15 protein-coding genes are annotated in these 14,315 nt (G+C 72.2%); 11 read left to right on the top strand and 4 right to left on the bottom strand.

Annotated features, from left to right (window positions below; genetic code table 11):
- The first annotated feature begins 195 nt into the window (after window positions 1-195).
- Genes NZH93_RS16850 through NZH93_RS16840 form a run of 3 tightly spaced genes read left to right on the top strand, consistent with a single transcriptional unit; the run spans window position 196 to window position 6,894 of the window.
- On the top strand, window positions 196-3,426 hold the full coding sequence (locus NZH93_RS16850) for a hypothetical protein (protein WP_259624039.1): 3,231 nt from the start codon (window positions 196-198) through the stop codon (window positions 3,424-3,426).
- Window positions 3,414-6,005 (top strand): CHAT domain-containing protein, encoded by a 2,592-nt coding sequence (locus NZH93_RS16845; RefSeq protein WP_259624038.1) that lies wholly within the window; start codon window positions 3,414-3,416, stop codon window positions 6,003-6,005. The genes NZH93_RS16850 and NZH93_RS16845 overlap by 13 nt, the downstream gene beginning before the upstream one ends.
- Entirely contained in the window at window positions 5,983-6,894 is a 912-nt protein-coding gene (locus tag NZH93_RS16840) for a toll/interleukin-1 receptor domain-containing protein (protein ID WP_259624037.1), read from the top strand. The genes NZH93_RS16845 and NZH93_RS16840 overlap by 23 nt, the downstream gene beginning before the upstream one ends.
- Here the strand turns inward: NZH93_RS16840 and NZH93_RS16835 are convergent.
- The 3 genes from NZH93_RS16835 to NZH93_RS16825 are packed head-to-tail and all read right to left on the bottom strand — an operon-like array spanning window position 6,866 to window position 8,453.
- Window positions 6,866-7,129, bottom strand: a complete 264-nt coding sequence (locus tag NZH93_RS16835; RefSeq protein ID WP_259624036.1) for a DUF6510 family protein — start codon at window positions 7,127-7,129, stop codon at window positions 6,866-6,868. The genes NZH93_RS16840 and NZH93_RS16835 overlap by 29 nt on opposite strands.
- Window position 7,130: 1 nt before the next feature.
- Complete coding sequence (locus tag NZH93_RS16830) at window positions 7,131-7,850, bottom strand: ferredoxin reductase (RefSeq protein WP_259624035.1); 720 nt, start codon at window positions 7,848-7,850, stop codon at window positions 7,131-7,133.
- A 3-nt stretch (window positions 7,851-7,853) separates the two neighbouring features.
- Window positions 7,854-8,453 (bottom strand): sulfite oxidase-like oxidoreductase, encoded by a 600-nt coding sequence (locus tag NZH93_RS16825; RefSeq protein ID WP_259624034.1) that lies wholly within the window; start codon window positions 8,451-8,453, stop codon window positions 7,854-7,856.
- 92 nt (window positions 8,454-8,545) lie between these two features.
- Between NZH93_RS16825 and NZH93_RS16820 the strand changes: the two genes are divergently transcribed.
- Together NZH93_RS16820 and NZH93_RS16815 are read left to right on the top strand one after the other, a co-directional pair.
- Window positions 8,546-9,070, top strand: a complete 525-nt coding sequence (locus NZH93_RS16820) for a CGNR zinc finger domain-containing protein (RefSeq protein WP_259624033.1) — start codon at window positions 8,546-8,548, stop codon at window positions 9,068-9,070.
- Complete coding sequence (locus tag NZH93_RS16815) at window positions 9,067-9,600, top strand: GNAT family N-acetyltransferase (RefSeq protein ID WP_259624032.1); 534 nt, start codon at window positions 9,067-9,069, stop codon at window positions 9,598-9,600. Before NZH93_RS16820 ends, NZH93_RS16815 begins: the two co-directional genes overlap by 4 nt.
- On the opposite strand, the gene NZH93_RS16810 is transcribed toward NZH93_RS16815, so the two are convergent.
- Window positions 9,597-9,992 (bottom strand): STAS domain-containing protein, encoded by a 396-nt coding sequence (locus NZH93_RS16810; protein WP_259624031.1) that lies wholly within the window; start codon window positions 9,990-9,992, stop codon window positions 9,597-9,599. The two genes, NZH93_RS16815 and NZH93_RS16810, sit on opposite strands and share 4 nt — an antisense overlap.
- Before the next feature lie 178 nt (window positions 9,993-10,170).
- On the opposite strand from NZH93_RS16810, the gene NZH93_RS16805 reads away from it, so the two are divergent.
- The 6 genes from NZH93_RS16805 to NZH93_RS16780 all read left to right on the top strand — a co-directional run bounded on the left by NZH93_RS16805 (window position 10,171) and on the right by NZH93_RS16780 (window position 14,100).
- Window positions 10,171-10,575: an ATP-binding protein gene (locus NZH93_RS16805; RefSeq protein WP_259624030.1), complete on the top strand. Its 405-nt coding sequence runs from the start codon at window positions 10,171-10,173 to the stop codon at window positions 10,573-10,575.
- 141 nt (window positions 10,576-10,716) lie between these two features.
- Window positions 10,717-11,199, top strand: coding sequence for an Asp23/Gls24 family envelope stress response protein (locus NZH93_RS16800; protein WP_259624029.1), 483 nt, complete (start codon window positions 10,717-10,719; stop codon window positions 11,197-11,199).
- 1,233 nt (window positions 11,200-12,432) lie between these two features.
- Window positions 12,433-12,609, top strand: coding sequence for a hypothetical protein (locus tag NZH93_RS16795; RefSeq protein WP_259624028.1), 177 nt, complete (start codon window positions 12,433-12,435; stop codon window positions 12,607-12,609).
- A 26-nt stretch (window positions 12,610-12,635) separates the two neighbouring features.
- The gene (locus NZH93_RS16790; protein ID WP_259624027.1) at window positions 12,636-13,001 is read left to right on the top strand and encodes an Asp23/Gls24 family envelope stress response protein; all 366 of its coding nucleotides are present in this window, start codon (window positions 12,636-12,638) and stop codon (window positions 12,999-13,001) included.
- A complete protein-coding gene (locus NZH93_RS16785) occupies window positions 12,998-13,534 on the top strand; it encodes a DUF6286 domain-containing protein (RefSeq protein WP_259624026.1) in 537 nt (178 codons plus the stop codon). Before NZH93_RS16790 ends, NZH93_RS16785 begins: the two co-directional genes overlap by 4 nt.
- Window positions 13,531-14,100, top strand: a complete 570-nt coding sequence (locus NZH93_RS16780) for an alkaline shock response membrane anchor protein AmaP (protein ID WP_259624025.1) — start codon at window positions 13,531-13,533, stop codon at window positions 14,098-14,100. The genes NZH93_RS16785 and NZH93_RS16780 overlap by 4 nt, the downstream gene beginning before the upstream one ends.
- Window positions 14,101-14,315: the final 215 nt, after the last annotated feature.

Raw genomic sequence — 14,315 nt, 5'->3', positions numbered from 1 at the left:
GAAGAATGCGCTGATGAATGTGCGGATAATTCGCCTTCGGCCACGGTCGTCGAGATTCCCACCAGGCGCGGTTGACAGCTTCAGGACACAAAGTTGACAGCCATTCTCCTTGCCTCTGTGGGATTCCCGTTCGTGGTTATGCTCCGGCCGTTCGCCATTCGGTGACGCGTATCCGGCAAGTCGAAGGAATCGCACATGCGTGCTCGATCGGCGATCGCGGTGGTGCTCGCAGGCGTTCTCCTGGCCCTGGTGGGTTGTGACGACGAAACCCCTCGCGGTACGGACCCCACGGCCGCGGGTGCCGATTTCGTCGTGTCCTACGCCGGAGCGGCCGGACGGCTCGCGGGCCTGGAGGCGACCGAGGACCGGGCCCAGGTGCTCGACTGGGCGCGGATCGGGCTGGCGGCCAACCTGGGGCTCGACACCGGCCAGGTGAGGAACGCGCTGTACGACGCGGTACCCGTGCGGGACGGCGGGTTCTCGGACCTGTCCCGGCAGGCCACCGGGCCGGGGCGCGCGCTCTTCGACGGGAAGGTGTTGCACCTGCTCGTGGCGGCCGACGATCCGCGCCGGGCGCGCACCGTGGGGCAGCTTCTCGACCAGCACCGGACCGATGCCGGTGGTGATCCGGAGCAGGTCCGCGTGCACGACTTCACCGTCCACGCCGACTCCAGGACGGTCGACGTCACGGCCGAGGAGCCCACCTCGGCGGACCAGGCCCGGTCGGCGAACGGCTACGTGTCGGCGCGGGTCGACCAGGCGGGCGGGCTGACGGAGTTCCTGGCGCGGACGCGATCCCTGTCCACGCTGGAGGTGCGCGGCACGGAGGTGTGGGCGGGCGGGTGGACCTGGCCGGACGAGGGCGCTCCGCTGGCCTTGGCGGACGTGTCCGCGCTCCAGCGGGGATATCGACCGACCTCCGGCGGGCCGACTCCGGCGTTCTCGCTCGATCCGCGTCCGGCCAAGACCACGGCGGACCTCGTGGCCGCAGTGCCGGGCCTGAGCGGCGAGACGGCCGAGCGGGTCCTGTCCGGGAACTGGTCCGGTACGGCCTTCACGTCGTCCGCGGAGGTGGCCGAGGTCGTGGCCGACGTCCTGCACGGTGACGGCCAGGCCGACGCCCTCGCCCAGCACGGGCTGCCGACCACCCGCGAATCCCTCTGGGGGCTGTGGTCGGCGTTGGACGGCGGACCGGTGTACAGCCAGGCCCGGTACGACGGGGGGCTCGCGGGCACCGCCGTCGGGATGACGTTGTTCTACACCGACTACGTGGCCAAGAACTGGGTGAACGGGACGGGTGACGGCGTGCCCGCCAAGGCCGTCGAGGGGTTCGTGCCGGACCCGGACGCGGTGACGCCGTGGAGCCACTGCGAGACGGGACTGGCGAGCGAGAGCGGACGCCTGTGGTTCGGGCAGAACGAGTCCGCGTACTCCTACGACTCCGCGAAGATCAGCATCGGGGCGCAGTCGACGCGGCTGTTCTCCCGCTCGGACGGCACCGCGGGCGCGGAGGTCGAGCCGAGCTTCGCCTCGGGCAGGGGGTTGACGTGGTGGGACCAGCACTACCAGGCGGTCGCCGACCACGAGCCGCAGTACCAGCGGCTCGACCAGATCATGCGGTGGAGCGGCGCGCTCGAGTGGCTGGCTGCCAAGACTTCCGCCACGCTCCCGCACCTGCCGGACGCGGAGATCCCGTCGACCCTGACGTTCGCCGACTGGTACGCGAAGAACCCCGATCTGCGGGAACGGGCGCCGGTCCGGTTCGTGACGCCGCCGTCGGCCGAGCAGGAAGCCGTGGTCGTCACCCCGTCCAAGAGCTACGAGAGCTGCGGCTACCGGGTGATCTCCGGCGGTGTCTCGCTCGGCGACCTCATCGCCCGCAAGGGAACCGCGGACTACCTGGCGACGCTGCCCGCACCGGTCAACCGCGCCGGGCTGCTCGACGCGAGTTCGACGTTCGACGCGACGACCGGCACCGGCTCCGTCAAGCGGCTGTCCATCGACAGCGCGGGCCAGGTCGTGGCCAACCAGGAGCACGCGTTCCGGACGGTCGACGGCAAGGCGGTCGTCGACGTCACGGCGGCGGGGCGGAAGGTCGTGCGGTTCGGCGACCTCAAGCTGGTGCTGCCCGACACCGCGCAGCGCAGGCTGTCCACCACGATCGACGCCCACGACGGTCACGTGTCCCAGCGCGTCGACTACGAAGGGCGTGAGTTCGGGGAATTGACGGCCGACCGCGACGCGACCCTGGTGACCGTCACGTGGCGGCGCGGCTTCGTGGACCGGGTCCGAGGCGTGCTCGACTCGGTGCAGAAGACCCTCGCCGCGGCTCCGGAGGGCGTTCCGTCCGCGAAGGACGGGGTGCTGTACACGTTGAAGGACCCGGCGGGCCGGGTGGTGAACCGGGTCGGCGGTGCGGACGCCCCGTGGCTGTCGATCAGCGGCGACGTTCCCCCTGCCGGTGACGCCCCCGTCTTCCGCCTGGGCGCGCCGAACCCCGGTGCGAGCGGACCGCGCTTCTTCTACGGGGAGATGGTCGCGCCCCCGACCGTTCCGCCGGGACGGTCGCTGGACGTCGCGCCCGCTACTCCCGACGGTCCGGCTGTCGCGACGTTCACGGACGGACCGCCCGCCGACGCCAAGACGGTGCGGGTGACCGTGCGGGACGGCAGGTCCGCCGACGCGTACCTGGTCGGCGACCACGTGCGAGCTGATCCGAGCGATCCGATCCTCGGTGTCAACGGCCTGGCCGAGGGCGCCGCGGTGCTGCGGGAGATGCCCCGGATCGTCATCGCCCGCGCGGACGCCACGCTGGCCGAGGACGGGCTGTGGCGCGGGGTGCGGTTGGGCGAGGACGGTGCCGCGCTCGTCAACGACACCGAGGTCCGGATCGTGTCCGGTGACGACCCGTGGAGCGCGAAGGTGCTGCGCGCGATCGGCACCGACCCGGAGCAGACCGTGCTGGTGCGGTTGACGTCCGACCGCGCCGTCGTGGTCGACAAGAGCGACCTGGCGGAGGTGCCCGGCAGCCGTGCGGAGGCGATGGACCTCGGTCAGGCGCTACAGACGCCCGACGCCGACCTCTACCTGCACGAGAGCTTCCGCGCTTCGCTCTCGCTCGAGGACGGTCGGGTCATTGCGGGCTCCCTGCCCCGCGACACGAAGGTGAAGGTTCGGAGGGCGACCGCGGAGAAGCGGACGAGCGTCCCGTACGCGGACGTCCGCGCGGGCAACGGGATGGGCCGCGGCGCCGAGTGGCTGCGGATCCCCGTGTCGCCGCGAGCCGTGAGCGGCAACACCTCCCAGAGCCCGGCGCCCACCCCGTCGGCGCCGCCCGGCGGGACCGCCGCCCCGGTGGCGGCCGGTGGGCTGGTCCTGCTGATCTGCCCGGAGACCGGCGACACCCTGGTCGGGTGCGGGGCCTGATGCCCGACCGGTTCGAACTCGATCCGGGCAGCCCGGTCGGACGTGCCGTGGCCGCGGGCCGCGAGGCGTTCGCCAGGGCGGACGCGCGGGCCGTGGACCGGGCTTATCGAGACGCCGTGGCGCTCGCCGAAGCCGGGACGCGCGACGCGCTCGCGGTGGACCACGTGGCGACGTTGCTGGAGCTGGGCGCGGCGTCGGCGGCGCTGGCGCGGTGCGGCGAACACCTGCGCGCGGCCGGGGGAGCGCACCCCGACCTCCTCCTGCTGCGGGCGGAGATCCGCGGCTCGGTCGGTGACCTCGCGGGGGCGCTCGCCGACATCGCGGCGCTGGGCGACTGGTCGCCGACCGACGACGACCGGGCGCGGCTGCTGCGGGTCGAGGGCTTGGCCGCCGCGGACCGGGGCGAGTTCGAGGCGGCGGCCGAGAAGTGGGAGCGGGCCAGGGCGGCGTTCCGGGCGGCGGGCAACGACGCGGGAGTGGCGATCGTCGACCGGGACCGGCTCGGCGCGGCCGTTCGGCTGGGCGTCGGGGAAGCGGTGCCCGAGGTGCTGTCGGCCGCGGCTCCGCGCACGGTCGCCGACCACCTGCTCCTCGCCGTCGCCCTCAAGCGCGAGCTGCGCTACGAGGAGGCGCTCCACGTCATGATCCGCTGCGTGACCGACACCGTCGTGGACCCGGCGTTGCGGCTGCCCGTGTTGCGCGAGATCGCCGCCTTGCTGTGGTTGACCAGGCAGGAAGCGGTCGTGGCCCGTCTGGAACCGCTGCTGCGCGAGGCCGTGGCGGAATCGCCCGACCCCGTGGCCGCGCAGGAGGACCTGGACGGCCTGTTCCCGGACACGGCGCCGGGCGGCTCGGGCTCCACCCGGTTCGGCAGGCGGATCGAGGAGGCGCGGCGACTGCTCGCCGCGACCCGCTTGGACGAGGCGGAAGCCCTGCTCGTCGAACTCCGCGACCTGGCCCGTGCCGAGCACGACGTCGCCGTGTGGCACCTGATCGCCGGTGAGGTGGAACTGGCCCGGCACCAGCACACCGGCGACGACGCCTTCCTCCGCCACGCCGTCGTCCAACTCGACACCGCGGCCACGCGCGCGAACACCACCGCGTTGGCCGAGGTCAGGGTGGTGGCGTTGCGGCTGGGAGGCCGCGCGTTGTTCGCGCTCGGCGCCGAGGACGAGGCGGGCGACCGCTGGATCGAGGCCCACGCCATCGAGGAGCGGTTCGCCGAACGCCAGGTCACCGACCAGGTCAGGGTCGGGATGCAGCTCGCCGCGCCGGACGAGCACGACGAGCGGGTCCGCGCCGCCGCGGCGGCCGTCGACAGGCGCGGGGCCGCGGCGACGGCGGCGGTCGTCGTCGCCATGGAGAGCGCGCGTGGCGCGACGATCCTCGGGAGCGTCCTGCCGGAGGGGTTCCCCAGGAACCTGCCGCGGCTGCACGACCTGGACGGGGCTTGGCGGTGGTTGGGCGAGGAGACCCGCGACCTGCCCCGGTCCCAGGTCGTCTGGATGGTCCACGTGACACCGCACCGCGTGCACCACGCCGTGATCGGCCACGGCTCGCTGCACCACTCCTCGGTCGCGCTGGACCGGGCCGCGCTGTGGCGATCGGTCGACGAGCTGATGTCCTGCTGGACCGAGGGGCTGCTGGACGAGGCCATCGCGTCGGGCGACTTCGACAGGTCCCTGGCCCGAGTCGCCGACCAACTCGACGTGGGCGCGGTGCTCGACGTCCTGCCGCGAGGCGTGCGCCGGATCGCGCTGGTCGCGGGCGGCGCGCTGGCCGGGGTGCCGTTCGCCGCCATGACCGTGCCGGGGACCTCGGAGCGGATCTGCGACCGGTACGCGTTGTCCGACCTGCCGTGCCTGTCGGCGCGGCGCCCGCTGCGGCACCGCTCGGCGGCCCGGCGGGGAGACCGGGCACTCCTGGTCAGCCCGCCCGGCACCGGCCTCGCCCACGCCGCCGACCTACCCGGTCGCGTCGTCCTGGAGAGCGAGCGGGTAACCCCCGACGACGTGCGGGCCGCGCTGGCGAGCAGGGCGCACCACCAGGTCCGCGTCGACACCCACGGCTTCTACGACCACGTCGACCCGACGCGGTCCTGGCTGCTGCTCGGCCCGGAGGGGACCGACAGCCGGGTGCGGCCGGACCAACTCCAGTGGATGGACCTGCGCGGCTGCGGGACGTTCGTCCTCGGCGCCTGCGAGACCGGGATGGCCCAGCCGCGTGGCCGGGACGAGCACGTCGGGTTCGTGCGGGCCGCGATCCACGCGGGTGCCGCCTCCGTGGTCGCGGCCAAGTGGATCGCGGACGAGCCCGTGGCCTCCGCGGTGCTCGACCGGTTCGACCGCTACCTGCGGTACCTGCCGCGCGACATCGCGCTCCAACGCGCCCAGCTCGACGTGGCCCGCGGCGCGTGGGACCCACCGGCCGACCTGGAGAACCCCCACCACCCGGCCCGCTGGGCGTGCTGGGCGGTGTGCGGGGCCTCCGACCGGCAGACCGGCGCCGGGCCGGTCCGCCGCCTGCTGCGACGTGAACTCGACCGACGGAGGCACCGTGCCGCTGACCGCACACCCTGATCGCCCGCGGGTCTTCCTGTCCTTCGCCGGGGACGACCGGCCGAAGGCCGTGCTGCTCGCCGAGCAACTGCGCGCCAGGGGCGTCGACAGCTTCGTCGACGCGCTGGGTATCAAGCTCGGCGAGGACTACGTGCTCGCCATCAACCGCGCCCTCGACGAGTCCGACTACTACGTGCTGCTGTGGTCGCGGCACTGCGACGACCGGCCGTTCGTCGACGCGGAGTGGACCGCCGCCTTCTGCCGCGAACTGGCGGGCAGGCGGGCGTTCCTGTTCGTCGTCCGGCTGGACGACCGGGTGCCGCCCACGCTCCTCTCGACCCGCAGGTACCTGGACGCCGAGGACGACTGGGCGGTGGTGGCGGACCAGCTCACGGCGGCGTGGAAGGCGGACTCGTCCGTCGCCGCGACCGTGCTCCCGGTGCCCGTCCCGTCCGCCGTGGACGGTGGGGGGCCGTCGATCTCCTTGCACGTCCGCAACCGTGCGCTGTCCGTGGCGCACGTGCTCGACGTGCCCGCCGAGGCGACCGGCGAGGAGTTGCACGTGCTGGTGCGCACGGCCCTCGCGCTGCCGGACGAGGAGACCAGGTTCGGCGGCGCGGTGGGCCTGAGGTTCTTCTACCAGCTCAAGAGCGGCGACGACCACATCCCGGACGAGCCGCTGGCACGCGTCGGCATCACCGACGGCGCGACGATCGACATCGAGGTGCGGATGGAGTCCTTCGGCCCGGACGGGTCGTTCGCCAGGTCGACCTTCCGCCGGGGCGAGGCCACCGCCGCCACCCCGGCGATGGTCCGCACCCTCGTCCGCTCGGCGTTGGGGCACCTGTTCCCGAGCCCGCCGCGGTCACGCCGTCCGAGGCTCACTCCGCCAACGGGATCCGCAGGCTGACCGTGCCGCGCAGGTCGAGCCACGCCGAGTCCGGGGTGCGGACCACGCGCAGCACGACGTCCTCGCAGCCGGGGCAGCGGGCGACGAGGCCCGGAGCGCTCGCGTAGACGTGCAGGGTGGCGACGGTGCCGCCGCGGCCGCAGCCGGAGCACTGCGCGGTGGCCGTGGTGATGTCGACGGCGAACAGCTCCCGCAGCGGGCCTGCCAGCGCGTTGCCGTCCAAGTGGGTGGTCATGTCAGCCTCCGCTGGGGCCGAAGCGTTCGGTTTTGATCTTGCCGGGGTCGTGGCCGAGTGCTTGCAGTGCGTCGGCCGCCATCTCCACGAAACCCGTCGGGCCGCACACGAAGCAGTCCGGGGCGAAGTCGGCGGGCCAGCCCGCGGTGGCGAAGTCGGCCTTGCCGAGTCGCGCGGGTGGACGGGGCCAGTCCGGAGGCGCGGTGCGGGTGTAGGCGTACGTGACGTCCAGGCCGGGCACGGGACGGCGCAGGTCGGCCGCGTAGTAGCGGTCCTCCGGGGTCCGCACCGAGTACAGCAGCCGGAACGGCACGGGCGTGGTCCTGGCGCGGATCATCGCCATCAGCGGCACGATGCCGGACCCGCCCGCCACCAGCAGCACCGGCGCCGTGTCCGTCGGGCGCCACACGAACCAGCCGCCGACGGGGCCGCGGAGTTCGAGCTGGTCGCCCGGCTCCAACACCTGGGTGAGGTACGGGGAGACCTCGCCGTCGTCCACCCGCTGCACGGTCAGCTCCAGCCGTGAACCGTCGGCGGGCGCGGCGAGGGAGTAGCTGCGCTGGGTGCTGTAGCCGTCCTCGGCGGTGAGGCGCACGTCCACGTGCTGGCCCGGCAGGTGGCCGGGCCAGTCCGGCACGTCGAGCACCAGCGTGCGGGCGGCGGCGGTCTCGTCGCGCACGTCGACGACCTCGGCGACGTGCCAGTTCAGCCTGCGCACCACGGGCTAGTCGCCCTGGTAGCGCTGCTCGCGCCACGGGTCGCCGTACTCGTGGTAGCCGATGGTCTCCCAGAAGCCCGGCTCGTCCTCCAGCAGCAGCTTGATGCCGCGCACCCACTTCGCCGACTTCCACAGGTACAGGTGCGGCACCAGCAGCCGGGCCGGGCCGCCGTGCTCCGGGGTGAGGTCCTCGCCGTCGTAGCGGTGGACGATCCACGCCTGGCCGTCGAGCAGGTCCTCCAGCGGCAGGTTCGTGGTGTACCCGCCGTAGGAGTGCACGAGCGCGTAGTCGGCGGCCGTCTCCACGTCCTCCAGCAGCACGTCCAGCGACACGCCCTGCCACGAGGTGCCGAGCTTCGACCACTTGGTGACGCAGTGCAGGTCGACCTTGGGCTTCTCGTGGGGCAGTTCCAGCAGGTCCTGCCACTGCCACGTGTGCTTCACGCCGACCTCGGTGGTGACCGTGAACTCCCACCGGTCGGTGGGGACCCGCGGGGTCGGCCCCGCCGACAGCACCGGGAAGTCCTCGGTGAGGTACTGGCCCGGCGGCAGCGCCACGTCCTCGTCACGCGCCCGGCCGCGGAAACCGCGGGAAACGATCGCCACGTGCGCTCCTCTCGTCCGTCGCACAGTGTCCACCCCGGCACGCCGAAAAACTCGGTGGCTGACGGTTGGAGCATCGAGTTACCGTCAGCATCATGGAGTTCCCGATCCTCGGCACCGAGCCGCTCGCGGTGGAGCTGGCGAACACGCTCTACGGCGACGGCGAGGACTTCCTCCGCACCCGCGCGTGGGTCGACGAGTGGTTCGCGCAGGTCGGACAGCCCGCCGTGGACGCGGCTCGGGCTCGGGCGCTGCGCGACAGCACGCACCGGCTGTTCACCGCGGCCGTGGAGGGCGCCACACCGGACCGGGTGGACGTCGAGGTCGTCAACGGTTTCACCACGCCGACGCGGCTGGAGCTGGACTGGTCCGCTGATGGGCCCGTGGCGCGGCACCGCGACTCCGCGACCGGTGGCGCCGCGGTGCTCGCTCGGATCGCCGCCTGCGCGATCGAACTGCTGGTCGGCCCGGACGCGCTGCGGCGCTGCACGGCACCCGGCTGCTCCATGTTCTTCGTCCGCGACCACCCGCGCAGGCGGTGGTGCAACCCCTCGTGCGGCCACCGCGACCGCCAAGCCCGCTACTACCGCCGTCGACGGCGCCAGGAGGTGTCCCCGTGATCACGTGGCGCAGGCTGACCGAGGACGACTTCCCGCTGCTGCGGCAGTGGCTGCTCCAGCCGCACGTGGCGCGCTGGTGGAACCACGAGACGTCCCCGGAGGCCGTCGAACGCGACTTCGGGCCCGTGGCCAGGCGCAAGGAGCCGTCGGAGGACCTGCTGGTGTTCGAGGACGGCACGCCCGTCGGGCTCGTGCAGCGCAGCCGGTACGGCGACTACCCCGAGTACCTGGAGGAACTGGCGCCGACCCTCGCCGTGGACCGGGAGTCCGTGAGCATCGACTACCTGGTCGGCGACCCCGACCGCTGCGGGCGAGGGCTGGGCCCGCGGATCATCGGCGCCGTCATCGCGGCCACCTGGGCGGACTACCCGGCCGCGCCCGACGTGGTGGTGCCGGTGGCCGCGGCGAACCGGGCGTCCTGGAGGGCGCTGGAGAAGGCCGGACTTACGCGGGTCGCCGAGGGGGAGCTGGAGCCGGACAACCCCGTCGACGACCGCCACCACGTCGTCTACCGGGTCGAACGCCCCTAGAGCGCCCCGAGGGCGGACTCGACCGTCGTGTGCAGGGTGAAGAGCTGGTCGAGCTGGGCCGACGTGATCGAGCGCAGCACGGCGCGCGACGACACGACCAGCAGCAACGGGGTCCCGTTCGCGAGGCCGAGCTGGTGGTGCGCCACGAGCACGGACAGGCCCACCGAGGCGAGGAAGTCGACCTCGCTGAAGTCGACCACGACGGCGGGGCGGGCACTCGACGCGGCGGCGAACGCGGCGGCCATGTGCTCGCCGAACGCCGGGGCCGTGTTCATGTCGATCTCGCCGATCACGCGCACGACCAGCGCGGAAGCGTGCTGCTCGGTCGCGACGCGCAGGGGAGTGCCCTGCCCGGCGTCGGAACCGGCGTCCTGCGCGGAGTTGCGTGGCATCGGATCCCTCGTCTCGTGGTCGACCCAGTCTAGGGGTGCGCGCCCGGTGCGGGCGTGGCAGTGTGGGCCCGGTCGGCTCTACAGTCTGACGTGTGATGGGCCATCCGCCGGGGTAGCCACCACCAGATGATCGCCGCCGTCCTCGAACCGACCGCGGCAGCACCAGTCGAGGAGTCAGGTGACCACGCCGACCACCCGCCCGCAGCACGAGTTCCGTCTCGACGACCACGAGACGCCACCGCTGTCGCAGGTGCGGGCGTGGATCAGGACCGTGCTGGCCGACCTGGACCCCGACCTCGTGGCCGACACCGAGCTGATCGCCACCGAACTCGCCGCGAACGCGTTCGAGCACGCACAGGCTCCGCGGGTGATCCGACTGGGGCACGACGACTCGGACGGGATCGTGCGCATCGAGGTTGACGACGCCGCGCCGGACGTCCTGCCCAAGCCTGGGACGTCCACGCTGGGCGAATTCCGCGGCCGCGGGCTGGTGCTGATCAAGTCGATGGGCGCGGCCTGGGGCGTCGACCGCTACACCGACCGCAAGACCGTGTGGGCGGAGATCCCCGAGCCGACCGCCTGACCGTCGTGCGTCCCGTGGGGTAAGCCGAACGGGGGAGACGGGAGACACACACGATCGGGTCGTGACGATTCCCCACCCTGCCGTGTCCTAGTCGATGTGGAACAAATTCCACCACCAGGACACGCAGCCACAGGAGAAGTCATGACGAACACGACCCCTACCGCTCCCACCGCCCCCGCCCGTCCCGCCGCGGGCCGTGAGATCGCGAAGACCAACGGCGAGGCGCAGGCTTCCACCTACGGCTCGACCAGCATCGCGGACGTCGTGGTGCAGAAGATCGCGGGCTTGGCGACACGGGAGATTTCCGGCGTGCACGCCCTCGGCGGCGGCGCCGCCCGAGCGTTCAGCGCGATCCGCGAGCGCATCCCCGGCGCGTCCTCCAGCGCGGGCCAGGGCGTGTCGGTCGAGGTCGGCGAAAAGCAGGCAGCGGTCGACGTCCAGATCCTCGTCGAGTACGGCGTCTCCATCGCCGACCTGGCCAACGCGGTACGCCGCAACGTGATCACCTCGGTCGAACGGATGACCGGCTTGGAGGTCGTCGAGGTCAACATCAACGTGACCGACGTCCACATCCCCAGCGAAGACGACACCACCGACACCCCCGACACCGGCCGCGTGCTGTGACCGGCGTTGTCCGGTCCGACGCCGGTCGGTTTGCCGCCGCGGTGAGGGGGCGGTCGGGTGGTGCGGGTTTGTCCGGTGGCGGGTCGGGGTGCGGTGGCTCTGGGGGTCGGCTGGGTCGCCGGGCGGCCGTGGGTTGCCCAGGTAGTGCGGGTTTGCCCGGTGGGCCGGGTCGCGGAGGCCTTGAGGGTTGGCTCGGTCGCCGGGTAGCCGGGGGTTGGCCGGACGGTGCGGGTCCGTCGGGCGGGCTGGGTCGCGGAGTTGCTGGGGCTTGGCCCGTTCGCTGGGTGGCCGAGGCTCGGCTGGACGGCGCGGGTCTGCTCGGCGGGTTGGGTCGCGAGGGTGTCGAGGGGCGGTCTGGTCGCGGGGTTGCTGGGGGTTGGTCCGGTCGCCGGGGGGCTGTGGGGCGGCCGGACGGCGCGGGGCTGCTCGGCAGGTTGGGTCGCAGGGGTGTCGAGGGGCGGCTCGATCGCGTAGTTGCTGAGGGTTGGCCAGGTCGCGGGATCGCAGGTGCTCGGCTTGGTTGTCGGACTGACAACGGTCGGCCTGGTTGGGGGATTGCTGAGGGTTGGCCCGGTCTCCTGACCGCCGGGGGCTGGCCGGACGTGATCACCACCGAGGTCACCGCCAGATATCCAGCCTTCGGCGCCGAGGCCACTGGCCGTCACTCGGCCTTCGGTGCTGAGATCACCGGCAGGCACTTGGCTACTGGTGCCGAGACCGCCAGTAGCTACTTTTACCCCGGCGCCAGGGTCGCTGGCACGTACTCGACCTCCGCCGCCGAGGTCACTGGCCCTCACTCGGCCTCCTGCGCCAAGGTCAGTGCCGATGTTCGGGCCGCTCCAGGGACAGTTGGCCTTCCCATACCTGCCCACCGCGGGGATGTGGTCCGGCTCGTGTTTGTCGCCAGCGATGAGGTTGTGCGGTGCGTGCCTGCTGACGTTGGTGAGGTCGTGCACCTCGTGCTCGCTGGCATCCGTGACGTCGAGCGGTCCGGCGAGGTCGTCGGACCCGTGTCTGTCGGCATCAGTGACCTTGAGCGATCCGTTCCTGCCAACGACGGTCACGTCGTGCCGCCGGTGCTCGTCGGCGCCGTGCGATCCGCGCCTACCGGTGCCAGCAAGGTCGACAGACCCCGTGCATGTCCGCATCGATGATCTTAACCAAACCTCCACCACCCGTTGAACCACCCGCTCGCGTCCGCAGCGGACCGATCGGCCCAGCTAGGAGAAACTCATGACCCCCACCCAAGTCGGTCTGCTGACCGGCATCGTCCTCGGCGCGGCGGCGGCCTTCGGCGGGTTTGGCGCGTTTCTGGTCGTGCTGCTGTTCGGGGCGGTCGGGCTGGTTGTCGGCCGTGTGCTCGAAGGCAAGCTCGACCTGTCGCAGCTCGCCGGTCGCGACAGGGGCTGAACGCCATGACCATGGCTACGAAACCGGTGGAGCAGGACGCCGGTCCAGGCAAGCTCACGATCTCCGATCGCACCGTCGAGCGGATTGCCGCCACCGCGCTCGGCGAGGTCGACGGTGTTGGTGGATCAGTCACCCGGATGCTCGGGGTCGCGGTCGGTCGTGATGGTGCCGATCAGGCCGCCAAGGTCACCGCGTCGGTCAGTGGCGGCATCGCGTCGCTGGTCGTCCGGCTGTCCGTGACCTACCCCGCGTCGGTCGCCAACACCACCGAAGCCGCGCGAGCCCATGTGGTGCAAAGAGTCGAGGAACTCACCGGGATCAAGGTGGCGCGGGTGGACATCACGGTTACCGAGCTGTCCAGCGTCACCTCCAACACCAGGAGGGTTCAGTGAAACGTCGTCCCCGTCGCAGCGCTCCCGCTGTCCTCACCGCTGCTGTCCTGCTCGTGGTGTGTGCGCTCGTCGCCACGGTCGCGATCCAGACGATCCTGGGGGAGACCCCGCTGATCACCTATCGCGCTGCGGCCGACGCGCTGCACAGCACCCGGTGGGCAGACCTCGTACCGCTGGTCGCGGGCGGGACGGCCGCTGTGGTCGGCTTGGTCCTGCTGCTGGCCTCGGTCCTGCCCGGCAGACCCACAGTAGTGCCGTTGCGAGACGAGGAGACCACGTTCGATTCCGGTGCCTCTCGGCGGAGTTACCGCAGCACGCTGCGGACCGCGGCCTCCGATGTGGACGGTGTCAACGCGGCCACCCTGTCGTTGGGGCGGCGCAAGGTCGCTGCGGTCGTGCGCACCGACCGGACCACGACTGATGGGCTCGCCGACGCCGTGCGCGTGTCGCTCGACCAGCGGCTCGACCAGATTGCGCCCGAGGCCCGTCCTGAACTCAAGGTCAAGATCAAAGCCGCCAGGAGCGACCCGTGACCAACCTCAACCGCCCCGCCCGGCTCAACCGGGTCCTGCTCGGTGTGCTCGGCTTTGTGCTGCTCGCGGCAGGCGCGTTCACGGTGGCGACGCACTTCGACCTGACAGTGTTCGTAGCCGACGCACCACTCGCGCCGGAGTTGATCGAGCCGCCCACCTGGGCGTTTGTCGTGACCGCCTGCGTGGCGATCGTGCTCGGACTGCTGTGCCTGCGCTGGATCCTCGCGCAACTGGCTCGAGCGCCGAAGGCCCGCACCTGGCGCTTCGAGCAGGACCCGGCCCTCGGCCGAACGGAACTGGCCACGAGCACCGCGGTTGCCCCGTTCGTCGACGAGGTCACGGCCTATCCGGGAGTGCACGCCGTGCGTGCGACCCTGGCGGGTCGAAGAGAGGCGCCCGCGTTGGCGATGGTCGTCAGCGCCGAGCAAGACGGCGACCTGGCCGACATCCGCCGCCGGATCGACACCGTCGGCCTTCCGCGCCTGCGCCAGGCACTCGACCTGGACGTCGTGCCGGTGACCATCGAGTTCAGATTCTCCAGCAGAACCAGGGCTCGCACCCTCTGAACGGTCTGGTGGGCACCGCTGTTGAACGGAGTTGTCCCTCTGGCAGGTGTGAAGTGATCTGTTCGGGGTACGTAAGTGAGGCCGGGTTCACCAAGTAGCCCGGTAGGGCCGGAGGACGGCCTGCCCAGGCCCCGCCGCGCGCGTTGAGCAGCCAGCGCCCGTGACGATGCCGGGAGATGGACGTGGGGGGGGGCCCCGCGGACCCCCCCCGGGGG

This window comes from Umezawaea endophytica (assembly GCF_025061645.1).
Lineage (GTDB): Bacteria > Actinomycetota > Actinomycetes > Mycobacteriales > Pseudonocardiaceae > Umezawaea > Umezawaea endophytica.
Note: the sequence above shows the minus strand (reverse complement) of the source record. Positions and strands in the feature narration are given on the sequence as shown.

Bases quoted from the DNA above. Each gene is read 5' to 3' on its own strand.
- NZH93_RS16810 (WP_259624031.1), bottom strand. From the start codon at position 9,992: ATGCCACGCAACTCCGCGCAGGACGCCGGTTCCGACGCCGGGCAGGGC.
- NZH93_RS16820 (WP_259624033.1), top strand. From the start codon at position 8,546: ATGGAGTTCCCGATCCTCGGCACCGAGCCGCTCGCGGTGGAGCTGGCG.
- NZH93_RS16800 (WP_259624029.1), top strand. From the start codon at position 10,717: ATGACGAACACGACCCCTACCGCTCCCACCGCCCCCGCCCGTCCCGCC.
- NZH93_RS16795 (WP_259624028.1), top strand. From the start codon at position 12,433: ATGACCCCCACCCAAGTCGGTCTGCTGACCGGCATCGTCCTCGGCGCG.
- NZH93_RS16850 (WP_259624039.1), top strand. From the start codon at position 196: ATGCGTGCTCGATCGGCGATCGCGGTGGTGCTCGCAGGCGTTCTCCTG.
- NZH93_RS16835 (WP_259624036.1), bottom strand. From the start codon at position 7,129: ATGACCACCCACTTGGACGGCAACGCGCTGGCAGGCCCGCTGCGGGAG.